Annotated in this window: 22 protein-coding genes; 2 read left to right on the top strand and 20 right to left on the bottom strand. The window is 52.4% G+C overall.

All coding sequences use genetic code 11. The features are described from left to right. Positions 1 to 23: 23 nt before the first annotated feature. A complete protein-coding gene (locus G614_RS0112910; protein ID WP_027642277.1) occupies positions 24 to 914 on the top strand; it encodes a phosphatidylserine decarboxylase in 891 nt (296 codons plus the stop codon). Positions 915 to 1,002: 88 nt separating this feature from the next. Here the strand turns inward: G614_RS0112910 and G614_RS0112905 are convergent, their stop codons facing one another. The 14 genes from G614_RS0112905 to mtaB form a co-directional block, all read right to left on the bottom strand. Continuing rightward, a complete protein-coding gene (locus G614_RS0112905) occupies positions 1,003 to 2,391 on the bottom strand; it encodes a glycine--tRNA ligase (RefSeq protein WP_002586232.1) in 1,389 nt (462 codons plus the stop codon). 56 nt (positions 2,392 to 2,447) lie between these two features. Then, complete coding sequence (locus G614_RS0112900; RefSeq protein WP_162142755.1) at positions 2,448 to 3,101, bottom strand: hypothetical protein; 654 nt, start codon at positions 3,099 to 3,101, stop codon at positions 2,448 to 2,450. A gap of 94 nt (positions 3,102 to 3,195) precedes the next feature. Beyond that, the gene (gene recO / locus G614_RS0112895) at positions 3,196 to 3,846 is read right to left on the bottom strand and encodes a DNA repair protein RecO (protein WP_027642275.1); all 651 of its coding nucleotides are present in this window, start codon (positions 3,844 to 3,846) and stop codon (positions 3,196 to 3,198) included. Positions 3,847 to 3,964: 118 nt separating this feature from the next. Continuing rightward, a complete protein-coding gene (era, locus tag G614_RS0112890; protein WP_027642274.1) occupies positions 3,965 to 4,876 on the bottom strand; it encodes a GTPase Era in 912 nt (303 codons plus the stop codon). 22 nt (positions 4,877 to 4,898) lie between these two features. Continuing rightward, complete coding sequence (locus G614_RS0112885) at positions 4,899 to 7,868, bottom strand: insulinase family protein (protein WP_027642273.1); 2,970 nt, start codon at positions 7,866 to 7,868, stop codon at positions 4,899 to 4,901. 85 nt (positions 7,869 to 7,953) lie between these two features. After that, positions 7,954 to 8,781: a YdcF family protein gene (locus G614_RS0112880; RefSeq protein WP_027642272.1), complete on the bottom strand. Its 828-nt coding sequence runs from the start codon at positions 8,779 to 8,781 to the stop codon at positions 7,954 to 7,956. A 36-nt stretch (positions 8,782 to 8,817) separates the two neighbouring features. Then, positions 8,818 to 10,062, bottom strand: a complete 1,245-nt coding sequence (locus tag G614_RS0112875; RefSeq protein WP_027642271.1) for a peptidase U32 family protein — start codon at positions 10,060 to 10,062, stop codon at positions 8,818 to 8,820. Continuing rightward, a complete protein-coding gene (locus tag G614_RS0112870; RefSeq protein WP_027642270.1) occupies positions 10,059 to 10,718 on the bottom strand; it encodes an O-methyltransferase in 660 nt (219 codons plus the stop codon). The genes G614_RS0112875 and G614_RS0112870 overlap by 4 nt, the downstream gene beginning before the upstream one ends. Further along, complete coding sequence (locus G614_RS0112865; protein ID WP_027642269.1) at positions 10,715 to 11,425, bottom strand: endolytic transglycosylase MltG; 711 nt, start codon at positions 11,423 to 11,425, stop codon at positions 10,715 to 10,717. Before G614_RS0112865 ends, G614_RS0112870 begins: the two co-directional genes overlap by 4 nt. Before the next feature lie 94 nt (positions 11,426 to 11,519). Then, complete coding sequence (locus G614_RS0112860; protein ID WP_207637845.1) at positions 11,520 to 13,634, bottom strand: ribonuclease J; 2,115 nt, start codon at positions 13,632 to 13,634, stop codon at positions 11,520 to 11,522. Positions 13,635 to 13,658: 24 nt separating this feature from the next. After that, positions 13,659 to 13,943, bottom strand: coding sequence for a DUF1292 domain-containing protein (locus tag G614_RS0112855; RefSeq protein ID WP_027642267.1), 285 nt, complete (start codon positions 13,941 to 13,943; stop codon positions 13,659 to 13,661). A gap of 70 nt (positions 13,944 to 14,013) precedes the next feature. Further along, positions 14,014 to 14,439 (bottom strand): Holliday junction resolvase RuvX, encoded by a 426-nt coding sequence (gene ruvX, locus G614_RS0112850; RefSeq protein ID WP_027642266.1) that lies wholly within the window; start codon positions 14,437 to 14,439, stop codon positions 14,014 to 14,016. Positions 14,440 to 14,658: 219 nt separating this feature from the next. Continuing rightward, complete coding sequence (locus tag G614_RS0112845; protein WP_002567796.1) at positions 14,659 to 14,919, bottom strand: IreB family regulatory phosphoprotein; 261 nt, start codon at positions 14,917 to 14,919, stop codon at positions 14,659 to 14,661. A 149-nt stretch (positions 14,920 to 15,068) separates the two neighbouring features. Further along, a complete protein-coding gene (gene mtaB, locus G614_RS0112840) occupies positions 15,069 to 16,430 on the bottom strand; it encodes a tRNA (N(6)-L-threonylcarbamoyladenosine(37)-C(2))-methylthiotransferase MtaB (protein ID WP_027642265.1) in 1,362 nt (453 codons plus the stop codon). A gap of 205 nt (positions 16,431 to 16,635) precedes the next feature. Between mtaB and G614_RS0112835 the strand changes: the two genes are divergently transcribed. Beyond that, complete coding sequence (locus G614_RS0112835; protein ID WP_002577933.1) at positions 16,636 to 16,869, top strand: HPr family phosphocarrier protein; 234 nt, start codon at positions 16,636 to 16,638, stop codon at positions 16,867 to 16,869. A gap of 142 nt (positions 16,870 to 17,011) precedes the next feature. On the opposite strand, the gene thiI is transcribed toward G614_RS0112835, so the two are convergent. The 6 genes from thiI to G614_RS0112800 form a co-directional block, all read right to left on the bottom strand. Beyond that, positions 17,012 to 18,196: a tRNA uracil 4-sulfurtransferase ThiI gene (gene thiI / locus G614_RS0112830; RefSeq protein ID WP_027642264.1), complete on the bottom strand. Its 1,185-nt coding sequence runs from the start codon at positions 18,194 to 18,196 to the stop codon at positions 17,012 to 17,014. A 67-nt stretch (positions 18,197 to 18,263) separates the two neighbouring features. After that, positions 18,264 to 19,418: a cysteine desulfurase family protein gene (locus G614_RS0112825; RefSeq protein WP_027642263.1), complete on the bottom strand. Its 1,155-nt coding sequence runs from the start codon at positions 19,416 to 19,418 to the stop codon at positions 18,264 to 18,266. A gap of 13 nt (positions 19,419 to 19,431) precedes the next feature. Next, positions 19,432 to 20,181: a 16S rRNA (uracil(1498)-N(3))-methyltransferase gene (locus G614_RS0112820; RefSeq protein WP_027642262.1), complete on the bottom strand. Its 750-nt coding sequence runs from the start codon at positions 20,179 to 20,181 to the stop codon at positions 19,432 to 19,434. 30 nt (positions 20,182 to 20,211) lie between these two features. Continuing rightward, positions 20,212 to 21,168: a 50S ribosomal protein L11 methyltransferase gene (gene prmA / locus G614_RS0112815; RefSeq protein ID WP_027642261.1), complete on the bottom strand. Its 957-nt coding sequence runs from the start codon at positions 21,166 to 21,168 to the stop codon at positions 20,212 to 20,214. 18 nt (positions 21,169 to 21,186) lie between these two features. Then, positions 21,187 to 21,942: a sulfite exporter TauE/SafE family protein gene (locus G614_RS0112810; RefSeq protein ID WP_027642260.1), complete on the bottom strand. Its 756-nt coding sequence runs from the start codon at positions 21,940 to 21,942 to the stop codon at positions 21,187 to 21,189. Between the two features lie 438 nt (positions 21,943 to 22,380). Continuing rightward, the gene (locus G614_RS0112800) at positions 22,381 to 23,115 is read right to left on the bottom strand and encodes a hypothetical protein (RefSeq protein WP_027642259.1); all 735 of its coding nucleotides are present in this window, start codon (positions 23,113 to 23,115) and stop codon (positions 22,381 to 22,383) included. Positions 23,116 to 23,171 lie beyond the last annotated feature (56 nt).

Here is a 23,171-nt window from a genome sequence, read left to right as displayed (position 1 = left end):
TAATTAAAGAAAGGTGTGATTCTATGCAATATGCAGACAGAACCGGCCGTACTCTGGGCGGCAGCACCCTTCAGGACCGTTTCCTGGAGGATTTATACTCCAGTTTACTGGGACGTATGCTCATAAAACCACTGATCCACCCGGCTGTTTCCAAAATCTGCGGCGTTTTTCTGGACTCTCCATTGTCAGCGCCCTTCATTCCCGCCTTCATGAAGTCTGCCGGCATCTCCACAGAGGGCTGCGAAACACCGGCAGGCGGAAGATACCGCTCATTTAACGCCTTCTTTACACGCAGGATGCTGCCGGAAGCAAGACCATTTGACGCCAGGGACCATATATTGTGCAGTCCCTGCGACGGGTTTGCAAGCGTTTATCCCATCCGTAAGAACACGCGTATCACCATCAAGCACACTGAATATACGCTGGACCAGCTTTTAAGGGACTCAGGCCTGGCTGCCCGCTACGCCGGCGGCACCGCCCTTCTTTTAAGGCTCACTGTATCGGATTACCACCGCTATGCCTATGTGGACCGCGGACGGCGCTCCTCTTACCGCCGGATTCCCGGTGTGCTCCACACAGTCAATCCGGCAGCAGCCTGCCGCCGTCCCGTCTATAAGGAAAACTCCAGAGAGTATTCCCTGCTGCGCTCCGGTTCATTCGGCACAGTGCTGATAATGGAGATAGGGGCTCTTATGGTGGGAAAAATTGTAAACCATCACAAGGCTTATACCAGCATTGACGTGTTCCGCGGCCAGGAAAAAGGCTACTTTGCCTTTGGGGGTTCCTCCATCCTGCTGCTCTTCCAGCCTGATACCGTCACCATTGATAGGAACATTATGCGCAATACTGCCCTTGATGTGGAAACCAGGGTACGGATGGGCGAAGCCATTGGCCAGGTAATGGAATCAAATTAAATGAATTCAAATGCAAAACCTCCGCGGTTCCGGCAATGAACCGCGGAGGTTTTTTCCTCTGCTCCGCAATGCAGTTTCCATTTATTTTCTAAAACATGAACTTCTCAGCAAAGTAGTCCTTTAGCTCGGCAATCGGAACCCTTACCTGCTCCATGGTATCCCTGTCGCGGACCGTTACGGCATGGTCTTCTTCTGAGTCAAAGTCATAGGTAATGCAGAACGGAGTACCGATTTCATCCTGTCTCCTGTATCTCTTACCAATATTGCCCCTGTCGTCAAACTCGCAGTTAAAATACTTGGAAAGCTCGGTGTAAATCTTCTCAGCGCCTTCATTCAGTTTCTTGGACAGAGGAAGCACGCCTACCTTTACAGGCGCAATGGCCGGATGGAAATGAAGGACAGTCCTTACATCGCCTTCCCCGATTTCCTCCTCGTCATAAGCCGCACACAGGAATGCCAGCGTCACGCGGTCAGCTCCCAGTGAAGGTTCGATAACATAAGGAATATATCTCTCCTTTGTCTCATCGTCAAAGTAGGACATATCCTGTCCTGACACCTTCTGGTGCTGGCTTAAATCATAGTCAGTTCTGTCGGCAATGCCCCAAAGCTCGCCCCAGCCAAACGGGAACAGATACTCCAGATCCGTGGTTGCCTTGCTGTAGAAGCTCAGCTCCTCTGGAGAATGATCCCTGGCCCTCAGCTCATCATCCTTGATGCCTAATGACCTTAACCAGTTAATGCAGAATTCCTTCCAGTAAGCAAACCACTCCAGATCTGTGTCAGGCTTGCAGAAGAACTCCAGCTCCATCTGCTCAAACTCCCTGGTACGGAATGTAAAGTTGCCAGGCGTAATCTCGTTGCGGAAGGACTTGCCGATCTGGCCGATACCGAAGGGCACTTTCTTTCTGGAAGTTCTCTGGACGTTCTTAAAGTTTACGAAAATACCCTGGGCAGTCTCAGGACGCAGATAAACCGTGCTCTTGGCATCCTCTGTTACACCCTGGAATGTCTTGAACATCAGGTTAAACTGGCGGATATCCGTGAAGTCATGGGCGCCGCAGCTTGGACAGCAGATGTTGTTGTCATCAATGTACTGCTTCATCTGCTCCTGTGACCAGCCGTCAACAGAGCCTTCCATCTGGATTCCATGGGCATCGTTGTAGTCCTCAATCAGTTTGTCCGCGCGGAATCTCTCCTTACACTGCTTACAGTCCATCAGAGGGTCAGAGAATCCGCCCAGATGTCCGCTGGCAACCCATGTCTGGGAATTCATCAGAATAGCACAGTCAACGCCTACGTTGTAGGGGCTCTCCATGATGAACTTCTGCCACCAGGCTCTCTTTACATTATTTTTCAGTTCCACGCCCAGATTGCCATAATCCCAGGTATTGGCCAGACCGCCGTAAATCTCAGAACCAGGATACACAAAGCCCCTGTTCTTGGCCAATGCCACGATTTTCTCCATTGTCTTTTCCATATCTGCATCCTCTCTTCTTAATAATTATAGATTTAATATAACTTAAATTATAAGAATTACTTTAATATAATGTAACTGGTTCCCTCGCCGGAAGTCTGTACCCGGTTGGAATCCTTCAGGACACAGCCATCGCTTACATACTGGATTTTTTTCTCCGTCACGATGACACCCTTCCCCGCGGCCTTGACCACCAGGTTCTGTCCGTCCTTAAGGGCTGTCTCCTGGTCCACTGCCTTCCCCTTCTCATCCTTAAAGGAAGCATCCTTAAGTTCACCGGACATGGCAGCCACCCTGCCTGTATCCAGCTGGGTGAACGGCACATTATAATCTCCAATCTCCTGGGCAAATTCAATGAGGCGGCCCGGAGTGTCGTATTCCGTAACCAATGTGGCTGTTCCGTTTCCAATCCTGGCTGAAACCATGGCCGCCGGAAGTTTCTCAGATCCTTCCGTGTTCTCATAAGAAGCAGCCTTGCCCAGCCCACTGTTAAAATCACTGATTTTCTGTCCGGCCCAGGTCTTCAGCTCATCCTCCGTATAGTCGCCCTGCTGGTAAGTCTCCACCGAAGCCCACCTGACGTTGCCGTCGCCTGCCACATAGACGCTGTTCTCAGTGGGTTCTGCGGCTCCCCCCATGCCTATCCTGGAGCATCCCGTAACCACCGCAGCAGACGCTGCCAGCAGCAGAATCCCCTTCACAATCTTCTTCATAAATGTTCCTTCCTCATGCTTCTTTGCCGCCGTACCGGGCATATGGACATATTATATCCTCTGAATGCCATAATTTCAAGCCTTATGACGGATTTTATGCTGTCAGGGTTTCCAAAATTTCCAGAGAACGGAACTCATGGCGCACAAAATACCGTCTGCTTTTTTCCACAACAGACTCGAATTCCTTCAGCACCTCTTCCTTCAGGCAAAACTTATAAAGGGATTCGGACGGTGAGCAGATGACATACTCCCAGGCATAATGACAGGAATCCGAGACAGGAACCGGAGGGTCCTGGGTGTATTCCCCGTTGATTACCATGCTCTTAAGCTCGAAAATCCTGCGCACCAGCCGGTTGGGAAGGGCAGGACGCAAAAGGGCTCTGAGCGACTGGTACAGGAGCTTTAACAGTTCTGTGCCGTCCAGATTTTCCTGGGCAAAATAAGCCGCGGTCTCCAGAAAATAGGAACCGTAGCAGGCTGCCTCCATGTCCGCGGACAGCCCCTCAAAGTAATTGGTAATCTGGGCTGACTGGAGATTGTAGGCATTCCTGCCCTCATAAAGGCTGAAGTTTCCAAAGCAAAAAGGCCTGCTGGCTGCCATCAGAGGATTGCCCGGCTTCCTGGCGCCATGGGAGAATGCGGTAATCTTTCCCCTCTCCCTTGTAAGCAGCACCAGACGCCTGTCATAATCCCCGGAGGGAGCCGAAAGGAGAACCATGCCAGTCAGTGTTACTGTCTCTCTCATTTCCAGTTTTTTCCTCCTCTCAGCATTTCCATCAGACCTTCTGCCAGATCCCTGTGGCTTTTCCACCGTCAGCGTTGTAAAACCAACAGTTATCCACATTTATAAATATGATATTTTCTCAGATTTCTTTTTGATTATAGCCGTAATTCTTCATATACAGCTCGCTGTCCCGCCATTCCTTTCTTACCTTGACCCACAGCTGCAGGTTCACCTGCGTGTCCATCATGCTTTCAATCTCTTTCCTGGCCTCTATGCCGATGCGCTTCAGCATACTGCCTCCCTTGCCGATAATGATGCCCTTGTGGGATTCTCTCTCACATACAATGCTGGCCTCAATGTCAATCAGGCCGCCCCTGCGCTCCTTCATCTTCTCAATGGTCACTGCAATGCCGTGGGGAATCTCATCATCCAAAAGGCGCAGCGCTTTCTCACGAATGAGTTCCGCGGCAATCTGCCGCATGGGCTGATCCGTCACCGTGTCCTCATCATAGAACTGCGGGCCGTATGGCAGGTATTTGAAGATCAACTCTGCCAGCAGATCCGTATTCTTGTCCTTCAATGCAGAAAGGGGTACGATTTCCGCAAAATCGCAGACATCTTTGTAGGCCGCAATAAAGGTGAGGATTTCATCCTGGTTCTTTACCGTATCAATCTTGTTGATTACCAGAATGACCGGGGTCTTCACATTCTTAAGCTGCTCCGCTATATGGCGCTCGCCTGCTCCGATGAAGGTGGCAGGCTCCACCAGCCAGAGAATCACGTCCACTTCCTTCAGAGTGTGCTCAGCCACATTCACCATATATTCGCCCAGCTTATTCTTGGCCTTATGAATACCAGGGGTGTCTAAGAAGATAATCTGTCCCCTGTCATCTGTGTACACGGTCTGTATCCTGTTCCTGGTCGTCTGGGGCTTATCAGAGGTGATTGCAATTTTCTGTCCAATTAAGTGGTTCATCAGAGTGGACTTTCCCACATTGGGACGTCCAATCAACGTAACAAAGCCCGATTTCTTCTGTATATTCTCTTCCATTTAACTCTCTCTTCCTTGAAAATTAGTGGTAAAGGTTCTTCACCTCACCAAACATGCCCTCCCGGGCACGAATCTGCTCGTCGTTGCCAATCACGCACAGCGCTTTGGTGTCCAGCACAGCCTGTACAATGTCAGCCAGCGCTTTTATATCCTCCCGGGTCACATCCAGAATCTGTTCCCGCTCCTTCTGCACCATCTCATCCGTCACGCCTGAAAGGTATGCCGACAGATTCCTGGCTCCCTTCAGGGAAGGCGTAAGAGGCGTATCCACGTCGCTCATGGTGCCGATGACATACTTTGTCATGTCCCTCTCGTCAATGGAGAAATTCCTCAGATAATCCGGAATTCCTTCATACACCTGATTGGTTTCCTCCAGGTTGGGGTCCCTGTAAGATACCAGGCAGCCGTCGCCGGTGCGGCTGAAGCTGCTCATGCAGCCGTAAGCCCCGCCCTTTACCCGCAGATTCATCCACAGATATTCATAGTTCATGATGACCTTTAAGACCCTCAGCGCCCCTGTGTATTCCAGCTTCCTTCCTCCGGCTTCCTTTCCCGCAAAGCTGCCGCATCTGGCCACATAGTTTACCTGGGATGCCGTCTTAAAGCCCTCGTTGCGATTGACCGGCCGGAACACAAATTCATACGTTCTTCCGTCTCCCTGTCCCAGCACTGACCGGAAGGTCTTAAGCTCTACGGGCAGCCGGCTGTAGCCTTCTGCGTCAGCCGTATATGCCACAAGCAGATTATCTGACGTGAACAGACGGGCACACACATCCTTAAGCCTGGCAATAAATTGGTCCCTGTAGGAAACATTCTCTGCGAACCTGCGGCTGACATCCTCCAGAAATTCATAATATCCAATTCCGCCGGTGATATCGTTGAAGGCAGCTGACGCTGAGAAATAGGACGAAGCCCTGCCAACCGCCGCACCGTGGGAAGCATCCTCCATCTTCATCCTGGCCCTGGACCTGGTTTCGTCCAGGATTTCTCCCAGGCGCTTTTCATCATCCAGTTTGGATCGGGTAAGAATCTCCGCCAGTATGGAGAAAGCAAAATCCAGTTTATCGTACAGCACCTTTGCGCTGGCAATAAATGCTCCCGTAAATTGTCCGGGATGCGCCGTATCCGGATAGGATGACACCGCAAAGCTCACGCCGCCGCTGTTGAGATAAATCTCACTGGTCAGGTCCCCATAGCTGTAATGCTCCGTATCCACATATCCCAGCACTGCTTTCAGAAGTCCCACATAAGGCAGGTCCTCCACCGGCACCCGGCTGGTGTCAAACAGCACCTTGAGATATCCGATTCCTGAGGTGAACAGGTTGCTGTGGATGACTTTGACTCCATCCTCCGCCTTGACCTCATAGGAAAAACGGCCTCCTTCCCGTTCAATGTCCTCCCTCTGCAGCATGGGAATCTTCTCCAGGTCCTCCTGCTGTGACGGTTCCTCCTGGTACTCCTTTAACTGTCTGGTCCGGGCAGCCAGGGCCTCCAGTTCCTCCCTGCCAAGGGATTCCTTATAGGCCTTCAGTCTTTCAGCCAGATTGCGGTCCTCCTCAGCTGTCTGGTTCACCCTGGGGCGCACCATGATGACCGCCTCATGGGGATTATCCAGAAGATACCGGTGTATCAGCTGTTCAAAATAGCCTTCCTCCACTGCCTTTTTCAGATAGTCAAAGGTCTTCTGGTATTCCAGGTGGAGGGTGGGCTTTCCGTCATACAGCCAGCTGTCCAGAGACCAAAGACCGTACATAAGGCCCTTGGGCGCGGAGCCGTAGTCCGCCTCGCGGTAACGGAACTCATAGAGATTCAGTCCGGCCAACAGGCTTTTCCTGTCAATTCCCTGGTCAGCCAGCCTTCGCAGCGTTCCCTTTACAACTGCAAGGAATTCGCCCTTCTGCTCCGGATTGGCATTCTTTGCAATGACAGAAAAATACGGCTGCAGAATCCCGCAGTCATAGCCTCCCAGAATATCCTGTCCAATGCCCGCATCAATCAAGGCCTGCTTTAAGGTTGCGCCCGGCGCGTTAATCAGCGTATATTCCAAAATCTGGAAAGCCACATAAAGTACCGGGTCCAAATCCGTCCCCACCACGGTGTTGATGGAAATGTAGGTCCTGTCCTTTGTCCCTTCCTCCTCCGTGACAGAGTAGGTGATTTCTCTCTGGACCGGCTGTTCAAAGGGCTGCTGCATGGCTATGGCGGAGTCAGCGTGGCAGTCCTTTCTGTCATAATGTCCCAGGTATTCCTGGTCCAGCCATGTAAGCTTCTGTGCCATATCCATGTCTCCGTAGAGATATATATAGCTGTTGGCCGGATGGTAGTAATTCCTGTGGAAGGCAATGAACTTCTCATAGGTGAGTTCCGGTATCACAGCGGGGTCGCCGCCTGACTCATTGGAGTAGGTGGTGTCCGGAAAGAGCACATTTCTGGTAAAACGGTCCAGAACGCTTTCCGGTGACGAAAAAGCACCCTTCATCTCATTATAGACAACGCCGTTGATGGTCAGAGCATCCTCCGGTGACTCCAGTTCATAATGCCATCCCTCCTGAAGGAATATCTTTGGCTCCCTGTAAATAGCCGGGTGGAGAACTCCGTCCAGATATACGTCCATCAGATTCTGAAAATCCTTGTCATTGCAGCTGGCAACAGGGTATACTGTCTTATCCGGATAAGTCATGGCATTCAGGAACGTGTTCAGGGAGCCTTTTACCAGTTCCACAAAGGGATCCTTGACCGGAAACTTATCCGACCCTTCCAGCACACTGTGTTCCAGTATATGTGGAAGTCCCGTACTGTCATCGGGCGGTGTACGGAAACCGATATAGAACACCTTGTTCTCATCCTCATTGGACATCAGGAAAATCCTGGCGCCGCTTTTTATGTGTTCCAGCACCATGGCCCTGGAGTCCATTTCCTTCACGTACATCTCTTCTGACACGCGGTAAGCGGCCAGCTCTTTTACCTTTTCCAGATTCCTTCCATCTGCCATAGATTCAATCTCTCCATTCTATCGTTCATTCATATCATACTAACTACTATTCTGCCATTTTTCCCACTGCCCATACACAGCGCCCTCACATATTCCCCATAAGCCTGTCCTTCACAATGGAAGCACATTCCCTCACACACAGATGGATAAACAGGACCGGGTCAGAAACCGCAGATATGCCGTACACGTTGTCAAATCCCCATTTTTCCGCTGTAAGCCTGGCACGGTAAATATGGAAATTGCTGGTGAGAACTCCTATCTCCAGCGGCTTATCCGGTGCAATGGCATAGGGAACCGAGCCTGTCTTTCCAGGCATAGGGATGATTTCCTTCTTGTCCTTCATCCGGTCCTGCTCTATGACAATCTTGCTGTAAGCAATGTTCTCAACCGTGCTGGCGGAATAGGACTCCATAAGCAGCTGCCTGGGGCTGACCCCATTATACACCAGATAATCATACATGACCTGGGCCTCGCTGTCTGTCTCCCCCGGCCCCTTGCCGCCGGAGAGCACCAGGATGGTGTACGGATTCTCCTCCGCGTAGACAATGGCCCTGTCCAGCCGCTTTTTCAGGGAATTGCTGACCGTGTGTTCCTTGACCCTGGCCCCCAGCACAATCACATAATCCAGATTGGCCTTACCCGGCGCGGCTGCTCCCAGAAACACCAGGACGCAGAGGATTCCCAGCACAGCCACCCCTGCAATACAGGTGGTAACCACCGACACCGGCACCCAGCGGGGAATCCGTTCCATGTTCCTGGCATAATACCACCTTCCATATACCAGGAATACAAGCAGGGCCGCGAAAAACAGCCATATGAAGGCAAATGAGGTGCTTATGCCCGCATACACAACTATGATTATGAAATAAACAACGCAAAGCACTGCCAGCCCAATGAGTACTCCATCTAACATCCCAAGGCACCTCCTGTCTGCCAGAGCCCTCACGGCTCAGGCGCAGCTTCTTCCTGTCTCTTCTTTTCTGCGCAGGATATCGTAAGCAGACACATCTGCCGACAGCTTTACCCACAGAATCTGTTTTGGATGAGGAGCGCTCTCCTGCTCATTGCCCTCATCGTCTGTCATAGACTCCACCGTCACTTCCAGGTTCTGTCCGTCGGGCTTCATGACCTCGATGGTCTCCCCAACAGAAAATTTATTTTTCTGTTCAATCCTGCACCGGCCCAGGCTGTCCGTCTCTTCCACGGTTCCCAGGTAAGTGTAGCTCTTCACATAAGTGCTGCTGTCATATATGTGGTCATCCGCAGTGGGCTTCCCGAAGTAAAAGCCGGTGGTGAACCTGCGGTTGGTGCATTTTCCTATTTCTTCCCTGTACCACTCCAGATTCTCCCTGTACACAGCCGGATCCTTTAAATAGTCGTCAATGGCCCTGCGGTAGGCTCTGGTGACAGTGGCCACGTAGAGGGCGGTCTTCATCCTTCCCTCTATCTTGAAACTGTCGATTCCGGCATCCATCATCTCCGGTATATACTCCACCATGCACAGGTCCTTGGAGTTGAAGATGTAGGTGCCCCGCTCATTTTCATATACAGGCATGTACTCTCCCGGCCTGGTCTCCTCCACAAGGGAATATTTCCAGCGGCAGGGATGGGTGCAGGCACCCTGGTTGGCATCCCTTCCCACGAAATAATTGCTCAGAAGGCACCTGCCGGAATAGGAAATGCACATGGCTCCGTGGATAAAGCTCTCTATCTGCATATCCTGGGGAATGTGGTCCCGGATCTCCCGGATTTCCGCCAGGGACAGCTCCCTTGCGGACACCACCCGCCTTGCCCCCAGTCCATGCCAGAACAGATAGGTCCCGTAATTGGTATTGTTGGCCTGGGTGCTTATATGGATTTCCATGTGGGGAAGAGCTCTTCTGGCAATGGCGAACACACCCGGATCTGATATGATGAGCGCATCCGGAGCCACATCCCTCATCTCTTCAAAATAAGCCTCCACCCCCGGCAGGTCCCCGTTATGAGCCAATATATTGGCCGTCACGTAGACTTTGACCCCGCGCGCATGGGCAAAGGCAATTCCCTGTTTCATCTCTTCATTGGAAAAATTATGGGCCTTGGCCCGCAGGCCAAAGGCCTCACCTCCGATATATACGGCATCCGCCCCGTAAACAACGGCTGTTTTCAGCACGTCCAGGCTTCCGGCCGGTATCAGCAATTCTGTCTTCCTCATTCCATTCTCTCCGTATATTTGGTGCTGACAGCAACTCCGTCTCCTATGGGGATGACTGCTGTCTCCAGTCCCTTCCTGTGCTTCAGCTCGTACAGATACCGGCGCATTCTGCTGTGGATGGTCCTGTTCCTGCGCTCCACTGCAAATCTGGATTCCACGATATCCCCGTCCTGAAGAACATTGTCTGATATGAGGACTCCCCCCTCAGGCATCAGCTTGAGAATCATGGGCAGCCAGTGCAGATACTGGCCTTTGGCGGCATCCATGAACACCAGGTCAAAGGTCTGGCCCTTAAGTCCGGCCAGCAGGTCATCCGCATCCCCTGCCAGAAGGGTAATGCGCCCTTCCTCTCCGGCCTTTTTAAAATTATCCAGGGCCGCAGGGATCCGTTTTTCATACTTCTCAATGGTGGTGATGCGGCAGTTTTCCGGCATCACACGGCACATGAGAAGGGAAGAGTATCCCACAGCCGTTCCTATCTCCAGTATACGCGCCGGCCTGAGGGCCGCCACCAGGGTTCTCAGAAGGGCTGCGGTTTCCTTGCGTATGATGGGCACCCGGTCCCTTAACGCTTCCTGTTCTATGGAATCCAGCAGGCTGCCCTGGCTGGATTCCAGGGAATGTATATAATCCGTAATCCTGTCATTTACAATCATTGGGTTCCATCCTCTGCCGCATCCTCAATCCATCCGCCTTCCATCTCCTGGTCCTCGCCTTCGTAGGTCTGCTCATTGGCCCGGACCTCCTGGGAGTCAAGGGCATCCGCCCCTGCCTGGGACGCAGGCGCTGCGTCAGCAGGTACTCCCTCATCTGTCTCTGCTGACGCGGCTGCACCGCCTTCGGATGCAGCTGCCGCCTCCGGGGATGTCTCCTGGCCGGTAGCAGCGCTGTCCCCATTTTCCCCCTCAGATGTCCTGTCCCGGGATGTCTTGGCTTCAGCTGCTTTAGCGCCGCCGGACTGGGCCGGTTTTGCGCTGTCTTCGGTTTCCGGCTTCTCATTGAGAAGCTGGAGAATTTCTTTGGACGTCATGGATGTATTAAGGGTATAGGTGCCCGGATAGATTGTCTCATAGTCATAGAACCTGCTCTGAAAAATAAAAGCAAACTCACTTTTAATAAGCCCCTTATGCGCAAGAAACTGTGCAGCGTCAGACACGGATTCCTTCGGATCAATCCGGACTACCATATCCTGTCCGGGGGCCTCATCCACTGCCTCGGCAAAAAATATCTCATGGCCAAAGGCATAGCCCCTGGCAACCGCCTCATACAGCAGCAGGATAATCAAGGCATATACCATGAGCTTCACGGATATGCTGATTATGGTGGTTGTGATTTTATTAATTTCCCTTGTCCTATTGCTCATAATCCTTTCCTCTTATCCTGCCCGGCGTCTTCATGACCGCGGTATCCCGGACCGGGCCCACTGCCTGCGCGGCAGTAAGCCGGTCCGGTATCTGTTATACCTCCATGATAATTGGCAGAATCATGGGATTGCGCTTCATGCGCTTCCACAAAAAGTCACTTAAACTGTCTTTAATGATGTTCTTTATCTTACCCCAGTCGCTGACATGGCGGTCCAGGCAGTCCTGCACCGCGTCATACACAATGGTGTGGGCTTCCTCCAGTAAATCCTCGGATTCCCGCACATACACAAAGCCTCTGGACACGATATCCGGACCCGCAAGCAGCTGGTTGCTGTGCTTCTCTAAGGTCAATACTACTACAATAATACCATTTTGTGCAAGGTTTTGTCTATCCCGTAATACAATATTGCCCACATCGCCCACGCCAAGGCCGTCCACGAAGATGCCTCCGCAGGTAACATGGTCTATCACCTCGCAGCTGTCCCCGTCCAGGGCGACCACGTCGCCGGAGTTAACCATGACAGCATTTTCCTTCTGTACGCCCATGAACTGGGCCAGCTCCCTCTGGGCCATACGGTGGCGGTACTCGCCATGGATAGGGATGGAGAACTTGGGATGCACCAGAGAATAAATCAGCTTCAGGTCCTCCTGGCAGGCATGTCCTGAAACGTGGGTATCCTGGCAGATTACCTCGGCGCCCTTCATGGACAGCTCGTTCACCACATTGGCCACTGCCTTTTCATTGCCGGGAATAGGTGTGGAGCTCAGCACCACCACGTCTCCCGGCACAATGGATACCTTCTTGTGAATGCTGGCAGCCATCCTGGAAAGGGCGGCCATGGACTCGCCCTGGCTTCCCGTGGTAATGAGCACCGTGGACTCCGGCGGGTAGTTTTTCAGATGTTCAATGTCGATGAGGGTTCCCTCCGGCACATTGATATATCCCAGCTTGCTGGCAATATCCATGATAGTCACCATGCTGCGGCCTTCCACCACAACCTTGCGGCCGTATTTATACGCCGTGTTCACCACCTGCTGAACCCTGTCCACATTGGAGGCAAAGGTGGCAACGATGATGCGCCTGTTCTGGTGCTCCGCGAATATGGCGTCAAATGTCTTTCCCACGGTACGCTCGGACATGGTGAATCCGGGACGGATGGCATTGGTGCTGTCTGCCATCAGGGCCAGCACGCCCTTCTTGCCCAGCTCCGCAAAGCGCTGCAGGTCAATGGGATCCCCAAACACCGGCGTATAGTCAATCTTAAAGTCTCCTGTGTGCAGCACGGTTCCCACCGGCGTAAATATGGCCAGGGCGGATGCGTCCTGGATGCTGTGGTTTGTCTTCACGAATTCCACTCTGAAACATCCCAGGTTCACGGACTGTCCGTGCTTCATCACCTTGCGTTTGGTGTTCTTTAAGAGTCGGTGCTCCTCCAGCTTATGCTCAATCAGGGCAATGGTCAGCTTTGTGCCGTATACAGGCACATTGACCTGCTGCAGGATATAAGGCAGGGCGCCGATATGGTCCTCATGGCCATGGGTAATGACGAAGCCCTTCACCTTGTCAATGTTCTGCTTTAAGTAGGTCACATCCGGTATTACCAGGTCAATGCCCAGCATGTCGTCCCCCGGGAAGGCCAGTCCGCAGTCCACCACAATGATGCTGTCCTCATACTCAAAGGCAGTGATGTTCATTCCAATCTGCTCAAGACCGCCTAACGGAATGATTTTCAGCTTGCCCTTTCCATCCTTTCTTCCGTCCCGTCCCTTCTGTCTGGCCGGAGAGGGAAGCGCCTTTGATTCGCCTGAATTTCCGGACGCCTTGGACTCCCCGGAATTCCTGGATGTCTTTGCGCTGCCGGCTCCCTTGGAGGTCCTTGCGCCGGTGCTGTCCTTGAACTCCCTGGCAGCGGATCCGGTCTGGGACTCTCCCATTTGTCCGGGCCTGCTCTTTGCCTGTCCCTGCCTGGAACCCGGGTTTTTCTTTTTCTGGGCTTCCCCATTTCCTCCCTGTTCCTTGGAAGCGGTCTTTTTCTGGGCCGGTCTCCTGTTCCGGGACTTATTGGGCTGCTCCTGTGGGGCCGCTGTTCCTGCCGCTTCCCGGACGCCGGCGTCCTGGACATTGTTTTCCTGTTCGGCCTGAATCGTTACCTGTGCAGCTGCCTCTGGCGCCGCCTCTGCCGTATTCTCTTTTTCTTCTAAATTCAAATTGATTCCTCCAATCTTTCTATTCTATTTCTCAAGGTCCACATCTGCATCGCTTAACAGTTCTTCAAACACTTTCATCAGTGCGTCCAGTTCGCTGTCGTCTTCCACAAACTCATACACAGCCTCAGCGTCCTGCTGTCCTGACATATCCTTAAGGATATAGCACTCTCCGTCCTCACCTTCCGGCGCGTCTGTCACAAGCAGATAACTCCTTGCATTTATCCTTGTTTCTTCTAACACATAAAAATCCACGGACTCTCCTGAATCCGTCACCATGGTAATCAAATCTTCTCTCGTCTTTTCTTCCATTTCTTCTCTCCTGACGCCTGTCTGTCCCGCCTGACGGGACCGGCTGCTTTGTCCATGTCCCAATTACATCCTAAATATGCTGCAGGCTGTCCAGATATCCCTGCAGAATCATGGCTGCCGCAATCTGGTCCACGCTTTTTTTTCTGTTTTCCCTGCGCACTCCGCTTTCAATCAGAACCCGTTCTGCCGCCACTGTGGTGAGACGCTCGTCCCAGAGGATGACCTCAAGACCGGTGCGCCGTTCCAGGGCCGCTTTGAACTCCTGGGTCTTTTCCCCGCGCTCGCCCACTGTATTGTTCATATTCTTAGGATAACCAAGAACAATACGTTCAATCTCGTATTCACCAATTAATTGCACAATCCGTGCAAGGGTCTGACGCATCTTATTCTCGCTGGCCCTTGTGATTGTCTCCACTGTCTGGGCAGTTATACCTAAAGGATCGCAGACTGCCACCCCAACTGTTTTCGAGCCAAAATCCAGACCCATTATCCTCATATTCAATTCCTCCGGTAAACGCAAAAAATCGGAATGCACCATAAAAGCAGCTGGCTTATGGCCAACTGAATGCATCCCATCATATCCATCCGTACATTACTGTGAAGGCCCGTTCCCGGGCCTTCTGTTATTCACGCCGCATATCCTGCCTGCCCGTGGCGGGCCGGATGCCCCTGGAGCGCCCCGGCAGATTGCCCCGGAACCAGTCTGAAACAGTTCTTATTTCAGACGGGCATCAATATACACAGCCATCAGTTCCTCCAGAATCTCATCCCGTTCAACCTTCATGATAAGACTTCTGGCCCCCTTATGGCTGGTAATATAAGTCGGGTCCCCAGACATGATATAACCCACGATCTGGTTCACGGGATTATACCCCTTTTCAGTCAAGGCAATATATACCTGCTCCAGTACGTCGCTTACTTCTATCTTTTTGTCCTGAACAGCTTGAAAATATTGAGTATCTTTTATATTGCCCATGTCATCACGTCCTTTAAGTATTCTTCTCTATTCTACATTATATTTTGCTATTCGGCAATAGATTATTTTCTTAATTTTTTCTAATTATTATCATGTTTCTGTAAAATGTCGCACAATCCTTCCGTCTTTTCGGAAATATGTTCCTTTTTTCAACAAAATTCCACCTTTAAAATCTCATCATTCAGAAGGCCCGAAGCAGAAAGCTCCATGATGCGCCCCGCAAACTGCTCCTGGTCCATTCCGTCCTCCAGCGGCAGGGCTGCCCTGACATACTGAGGGGTGTGGCCTATCATATACCATTTTCCCTCAATCTCAGCCCCTTCCTCAAACAGGACCGATACCCGGCTTCCCACAAAGCGCTCCCTGTATCCACGGGACATGGTCCTTTCCAGTTCCAGCAGCACGTCACTGCGCCGTGCCTTTACCTGCTCCAAAACCTGGTCCTCCATGACAGCCGCCTTGGTGCCCTGGCGTTTGGAGTATTTAAAAACATGCATCTCATAAAAACGCACTGTCTCCAGAAACCTTCTGGTTATCTCAAACTCTTCCTCTGTCTCTCCCGGAAACCCCGCGATCACATCCGTGGTAATGGCCGGACGGTCAAAGGTCTCCCTGAGTATGCCGCAGCGCCTGAGATAATCCTCCGTGGTATAATGGCGGTTCATCCGTTTTAACGTGGCGTCGCAGCCGCTTTGGAGAGAGAGATGGAAATGGGGACAGAATTCCGGCAGACCGGCCAGCTTTCCGGCAAATTCCCTGGTGATGATTCTTGGCTCCAGGGAGCCCAGACGGATGCGCTCCAGTCCCTCCACCCGGTGAATCCGTTCTATCAAATCCCACAGGGGGCCGCTGTCCCAGTCGCCGCCCTTTACAGGGCTTCCTTCCATATGCTCCGTTCCATAGGAGCTTAAATGGATTCCTGTAAGCACCACTTCCCTGTATCCCCGGGCCACCAGACCTTCCACCTCAGCCACCACATCCTCCGGCTTCCGGCTTCTGACCCTGCCTCTGGCGTACGGGATGATGCAGTAGCTGCAGAACTGATTACAGCCGTCCTGGACCTTGATGAATGCCCTGGTATGTTCTCCCAGGCGGCTTACATGAAGCTCCTCATACTCCTCGGCGCGGGCGATATCCAGCACATAGCCTTCTTCGTCCCCCTGCCTGTCCCTCATGTATTCTTCCAGAATATCCGCCAGACGCGCCTTATTGTTATTGCCGATAATGATATCCACACTGTTGTCTTCCTTCAAGGCATCGGACGCCACCTGGACATAACAGCCCGCTGCCACCACCACAGCCTCCGGATTCAGCTTCTTTGCACGGTGGAGCATCTGGCGGGATTTGCGGTCCGCGATATTCGTCACGGAGCATGTATTGATAATATAGACGTCAGCCTTCTGGTCAAAGGGCACGATTTCATAACCGCGCTCCGCCAGCTGCTGCTGCATGGCTTCCGTCTCATAAGCATTTACTTTGCATCCCAGGTTATGCAGGGCTGCTTTTGGCATTGTAAAACCTCCTGTTCACGGTCTGTCGCGACCCTTTATGCGGGGCATCCGCCCTATGGAACTCTAACCAAATTACCATATTGTTACTGCGTTTTTCATGCAATCTCACTATTGACTTTTAGTCCCCCTGTCTGTAGTATTAAAGCAAAGCAGGATTCACTGCAAACATAATTCATACACTCACACCACAAGGAGGGTTTTTCTCATGAAAACAGTTCGCATTTCGTTAAATTCCATTGACAAGGTTAAGTCGTTTGTAAATGATTTATCTAAGTTTGATGTTGATTTTGATTTGGTTTCCGGCAGATATGTGATTGATGCTAAGTCTATCATGGGTATCTTCAGCCTGGATTTATCCAAGCCAATCGACCTTAACATTCATGCCGAGAGCGGCGTTGATGACATTCTGGCTATCTTAGCACCATACATCATCGCTTAATCTGCTGATTCATTTCCCGCTGCCGCTGACCGCGGGAAAAGGCACATAAGTCAAGTCATCAGAAACCATCAGAGTCTGCCTCGGCAGACTCTTTTTTATGTTTGTTTCCGGATTGTATTGATGCGTTGTGCCTCTGTGCCCTTTATCCCTGACAGAGAATCTGTTCCGTGGTCTCCAGGGCAGTCTCCACCAGCTGGCCGATTTTCTCCTCCAGGCGGCGCTCCGAGCTGTGAATCACATTGATGTTGGGCTTTGTCACCGGATGCTTGGCCACAAAAATGGTGCAGCAGTCCTCGTAAGGCTGGATGGATGTCTCGTAGGTGCCGATTTTCTCAGACACATCCACGATTTCCTGCTTGTCAAAGCCAATGACCGGCCGGAACACCGGCATGGCGCACACCTCATTGGTGGCTGCCAGGGACTGTAATGTCTGGGAGGCCACCTGTCCGATGCTCTCGCCTGTAATCAGGCCGATGGAGCCGGTGCGCTCCGCTATGGTCTGGGCAATCCGCATCATATAGCGGCGCATGATGATGGTCAGCTCCTCATGGGGGCATTTATCGTAAATGTAGAGCTGGATGTCCGTAAAATTCACCACATGGAGATTGATGGGCCCTGCGTATCTGGCCACCAGGTTTGCCAGGTCCACCACCTTCTGCTTCGCCCGCTCGCTGGTATAGGGCGGGGCATGGAAATACACCGCGTCTATCTTCACGCCTCTCTTGGCAATCATGTACCCTGCCACCGGGCTGTCGATGCCGCCGGACAGCAGCAGCATGGCCCTGCCGTTGGTTCCCACGGGCATGCCTCCGGGACCGGGAATCATCAGGGAAAACAGGTTGATTCTCTGGCGCACCTCCACATGGAGAACCACATCCGGGTGATGGACGTCCACACGCATCCGGGGGAACGCTTCCAGAATCGCCTCTCCCATGTCACGGTTAATCTGCTCCGAGGTCACGGGATACTGTTTATCCCCCCTGCGGGCATTTACCTTAAAGGTTATGTTCTTATCCGGATAAACCTGGTCCATGTACTCCACCACATGTTTTTTCAGGCTCTCGTAATCCTTATCCTCAATCTGCACCATGGGGCAGATATCCGCTATGCCGAATACACGCTTCAGCGCCTCCACTGCATCGTCGTAATCATAGTCCGTCTCCGCCTTCACATAGATGCGCCCTGACTCCTTGGTGACGTCAAACTGTCCCTCCACGCTCTTTAATGCATAGCGGATCTGCTTTATGAGGGCATCCTCGAACATATACCGGTTTTTGCCCTTGGTGCCAATCTCCGCGTATTTAATTAAAAATGACTGGTACTGCATCTTTTACCTCTTTCTATCGCTTAATCGTCCCCTTAATTGTCCTGAGGGGACGTATCATTTACACGTATCAGCCTCTGTGGTACCTTCTCAGCACCGGCAGGAGCTCTTCCAGGACTTCCATACAGTAATCTATCTCTTCCTTTGTGTTGAACACGCCAAAGCTGAACCTCAGCGTAGAATCTAACAGTTCCTGCCTGACTCCAATGGCCTTTAAGGTTCCGCTGATTGCCGGGTGATTGGAAGAACAGGCGGATCCGGAAGAAACATAGATCCCCTTATCCTCCAGGGCATGAAGAAGGACCTCGCTTCTCACCCCCTGAAAGCTTGCGCTGACAATCTGGGGCGCGCTCTCCATTCCCTTGCGGCTGTTGACGGTGACGCCCGGCAGGGACGCCATGCGGTCTGTCATATAGTCCTTCAGGCCGGTGATGTACTCCACCTTCTGCTGATGGTCCGTGTAGATTTCCCTGGCCGCCCGGCCCATGCCTGCAATGCCCGGAACATTTTCCGTGCCTGAACGCATGTCCTTTTGCTGGCCGCCTCCGTAGAGAAGGGGACGAATCTTCACCTTCTCATCAATATAGAGAAAACCCACTCCCTTGGGACCGTGAATCTTATGGGCGCTGACAGACAACAGGTCGATTCCCTGCTTCTTCGGACGTATGATAAGCTTGCCGTAGGCCTGGATAGCGTCCACATGGAAAAGGATGGATGGTTTCTTCCCATGGATAAGGGATGCAATCTGCTCCACCGGCTCAATGGCCCCCACCTCGTTGTTCACATACATGATGGATACCAGGATGGTGTCCTGGCGGATGGCGGCTTCCAGCTCCTCCAGGGATATGTGGCCCTGGCTGTCCACAGACAGATATGTGACCTCAAACCCCTGCTGCTCCAGATACGCCAGGGGATTGTAAACCGAGGCGTGTTCGATTCTGGTGCTGATGATGTGCTTTCCGGCCCTCTGGTTTGCCATGGCAGTGCCGATGAGAGCCATGTTGTTGGATTCCGTGCCGCCGGAGGTGAACAGGATTTCCTTATCCCTGACCTTTAATGTCTTGGCAATGTCCGCCGCTGCCTGGCGCACATACTGCTCTGCCTCCATTCCCTTTCTGTGCTTGGCGGACGGATTGCCGTAATCCTCCGTCATGGTCTTCACCACAATATCCTTCACGCTGTCAAATACACGCGTGGTGGCTGAATTGTCAAAATATGCTTCCATTATACAAACTCCTTTACAGCGCCCCTTCCAGCCGCATCATAAGTACCGACAGCACGGCCAGGCCCGCTGTCTCCGTCCTCAGTATCCTGCGTCCCAGGCTGATGGGCCGCACGCCTTTTGAAAGGGCCAATTCTATCTCACGTTCATCAAATCCGCCCTCCGGTCCAATGAACACAGCAATGTCCTGCCCCGGCCCAAGGGCATCTAATTCTGCCTTTGTGCCGGCCATCCCCTCCTCATGTTCATAAGGAATGAGACGCACGCAAAAGCCCCGCCTCTCCACATAGTCAAAGGCTTCCTTTAAAGTCATGACACCGGATACCTGCGGAACCAGGCTGCGCTTGGACTGCTTGGCAGCGCTCTGTGCGATGGCCTGCCACCGCTTGCGCTTGGCCTCTTCCTTTTTCGGCTCCAGCTTGACCACCGTGTTCCTGGTGGACACCGGCACAATGCCGGCCGCCCCCAGCTCCACGGCCTTCTGGATGATAAACTCCATCTTATCAGATTTGGGCAGTCCCTGAAAGAGCCAGATTCTGGAAGGAAGCTCCCTCCCCTCCTCCTCTGTCTTAAGAATCAGGGCTGTGACCTCCCCTCCGGCGATTTCCTCTGCCTGACACAGGTAATCCCTGCCAGTGCCGTCGCTGACCAGCATTTCCTCCCCCTGCCTCATGCGCAGAACGTTCTTTATGTGGTTCACGTCAGGTCCGGTTATCCTTATCAGGCCGTCCTCCACCTGCTCAGGGTTCACAAAAAAATGATGCATGGCTTTCCCTCAGGTCCTTCCTTATTCATCCTATTTCCTTCTGGCGGTCACGCTCACCCATTCTCCCTGGTATGTGATTTCCACCACTTCCAGCTCCCGGCAGCGTGCAAACGCCTCCTTCACCGCCTCTTCCTTCATATCAATGATGCCGGAGGTGATGAAGATACCGCCCTTTTTCAGATGGGCCGGTATCTCGTCCACCAGCAGAATGATGACATCCGCCAGTATGTTGGCCACCGCCACATCGTACCTGCCGTATCCTGCCCACTCCTTTACGGAAGTCTGGTCTATGATATTACCCTGGAGCACATGGAACCTGTTCTCAGGAATGCTGTTGGCTTCCAGGTTCTCCCTTACGGCGTTAATGGCATTTTCATCCAGATCCGTGCCCCACACCTCTTTTGCCCCCAGTTTCAGGGCTGTGATTCCCAGGATGCCGCTGCCAGTTCCCACGTCCAGTACTAAGGTGTCCCGGTTCACGTACTTTTTAAGCTGCCGGATGCACAGCTGGGTGGTCTCATGCATGCCGGTTCCAAAGGCAGTGCCCGGGTCAATCTGCACCAGAAGCTTGTCCTTGTGCTCCTCCGGGATAGTCTCCCAGGTAGGCTTAATCAGGATATCGTCCACTGTAAAGGGCTTAAAGTACTGTTTCCAGTTGTTGATCCAGTCCTTGTCCTCTGTCTCCGACGCGGTGATGGTCCTGGCACCCAGGTCCGCAAATGGGGACAGCTCGTCCAGGCCCTCTTCCACCCGTTTGAGATAATCCGCCACATCCGCGTCATCATCCAGGTAAAAGCTTATCCTGGCAACCCCTTCGTCCGGAGGAAGCTCAGGGAGGATGTCAATAAACATTCCCTTTGTCTCCTTCTCTGTCAGGGGCACATTGTCCTCGATTTCGATTCCTTCTATACCAATGTCGTCAAACATGCTGCTAATCAGGTCTACCGCCTGAGTTGTGGTAGTTAATGTAAATTTTTTCCATTTCATACGATTCACTCCTATTTCCTATGTGCCGCTTACTATTTTAATGAACAATACCCCAAGCACCACCAGTACCACGGGACGGACCACCCTCTGACCGTCGTGGGCCACCATGCCTGCCCCAATGTAGTGTCCCGCGATGGAACAGACACCTGCCATAAGCCCCAGCGGGTAGCAGACATTTCCGGTGGCAATGAAGGCCACAAGGGCCGCAATATTAGAGGAAAGGTTGATTACCTTTGTCTGGGCGGAGGCGCTGCGGGCGTCCAGCCCGGCGGCCCCTGTGAGAATCAGAATCAGGAATGTTCCTGTTCCGGGTCCGTAAAAGCCGTCATATCCCCCCACAAAAAAGGCTGCCGCTATGCAGATGGCAAACACCTTGTTTCTGGAAATATCATCCGCCCTGTCCCTCGCTCCCATATCCTTGTTCCTGAGCACGTAAAACGCTACAACGGGCAGCACCACAATCATCATGTGCTTGATGACAGATTCCGGCACCATGAGGGCCAGATGGGCTCCCAGGGCCGATCCTGTCAGGGCTGCCGCCGAGGAACAGACCGCCATGAACACCTTTCCCTTCAGGAAACCGTGCTTTGCCAGGCGGGCCGTGGAAACAGTTGTGCCCATGGCGGAGCTGAGTTTATTGGTACCCAGTGCCACATGGGCGGGCACCCCTGCGATGAGATATGCAGGTAGGGCAATAAGCCCGCCTCCTCCTGCAATGGAATCCACCAGTCCGGCCAGGAATACCAACGGGCACACAATAAGATATTGTAACATGATTGTATCCTCTTTTCCGTAAAACAACCATTATATTATCACATAATATGTACACTGGCAATAAGCGGCATTTTTTTTTTGCAATAAAAAAGCCCCGCCCCGCATTAACATTATGAACGGATGAAAGAAAGATGCCGGGGCAGGAACGGGCAACCGCACAGGCCCCAGGGGACAGGGATTCCGGAACATACAATCATAAAACAAAAGGGCGGCAAAAGGCCGCGCGAAATTCCAACATTGCATTACACTCCATCACACACATACCGGATGGAACGGCTCCCAGGCATTGAACCAAGATACAAAAGAGAGGGATTACCATACAGTTACCATATAAATAAGGATACGAAAGAAAAAATTGCTTCTGGTCTTAGATTTACCATACGACAAAAACAAGAAAACCCCGGCTCCTGCTTGCCACAGGCGCCGGGGTTTTCTCCGCTACTGAATCAAAGCCCCGTCCGCTCCCACCACATAGCCGTCCGGGGTTGTGGTATTTACAAACAGGCGTCCCATGGTCCCGTCAGACTGGGTATTGAAATAATAAAGCTTCCCGTCTATCATCTGCCAGCCTGTGCGCATCATCCCCAGGGTACCGTCATCCAGGGGATTCAGATAATAGCGGTTTTTGTCGCTGTCCGTAAACCACCCGGTCAGCATATATCCATTCTGGTCAAAGCGGTACCATCTGTTATGTATAAGCTGCCACCCCCCTGACAGCCAGCTGCCGCCATAGAGCTGGAACCACCAGCCTCCGGGGCTGTATCTCCAGCCCTGGCCGTACTGTACGCCGGGTCCTCCGTTGTAATACCACCAGTCATCCTCGTCGTCCCAGTCATCCCAGTCATCCCAATAGTCGTCATTGGGGTCCCACCAGTATCCGGGGTCAAACTGGGCAGTGGACGTATCCGGCACATTGGTGTTAAAGCCAGGATAAGCCCTGACCGTATTATCCGTGGTGACCCGGGCATTGCCCTGAGGCGCCGAAGGGCCGCCGTAATCGTAGGTTCCTGACAGCGCTGTCCCGTAATCATACTCCACTCCGGGGCCGCCCCTGGGGTAATGGTCATAATACCAGCTGTCTCCCGGCCCATAGGCCAGGCAGTCCTGAACCGGCAGGAAAGACAGCGCAGCCACAGCTGCCAGTATAAACGGTACGGAAATCATCCTTCTCATGTTTATCTCCTCTTTTGACTTAAGTCTGTATTACATTCCCAATTACATTCTTATGC

It is taken from the genome of [Clostridium] clostridioforme AGR2157, assembly GCF_000424325.1.
Taxonomy (GTDB): Bacteria; Bacillota; Clostridia; order Lachnospirales; family Lachnospiraceae; genus Enterocloster; species Enterocloster clostridioformis_A.
This window is presented reverse-complemented; position numbering and strand designations above follow the sequence as displayed.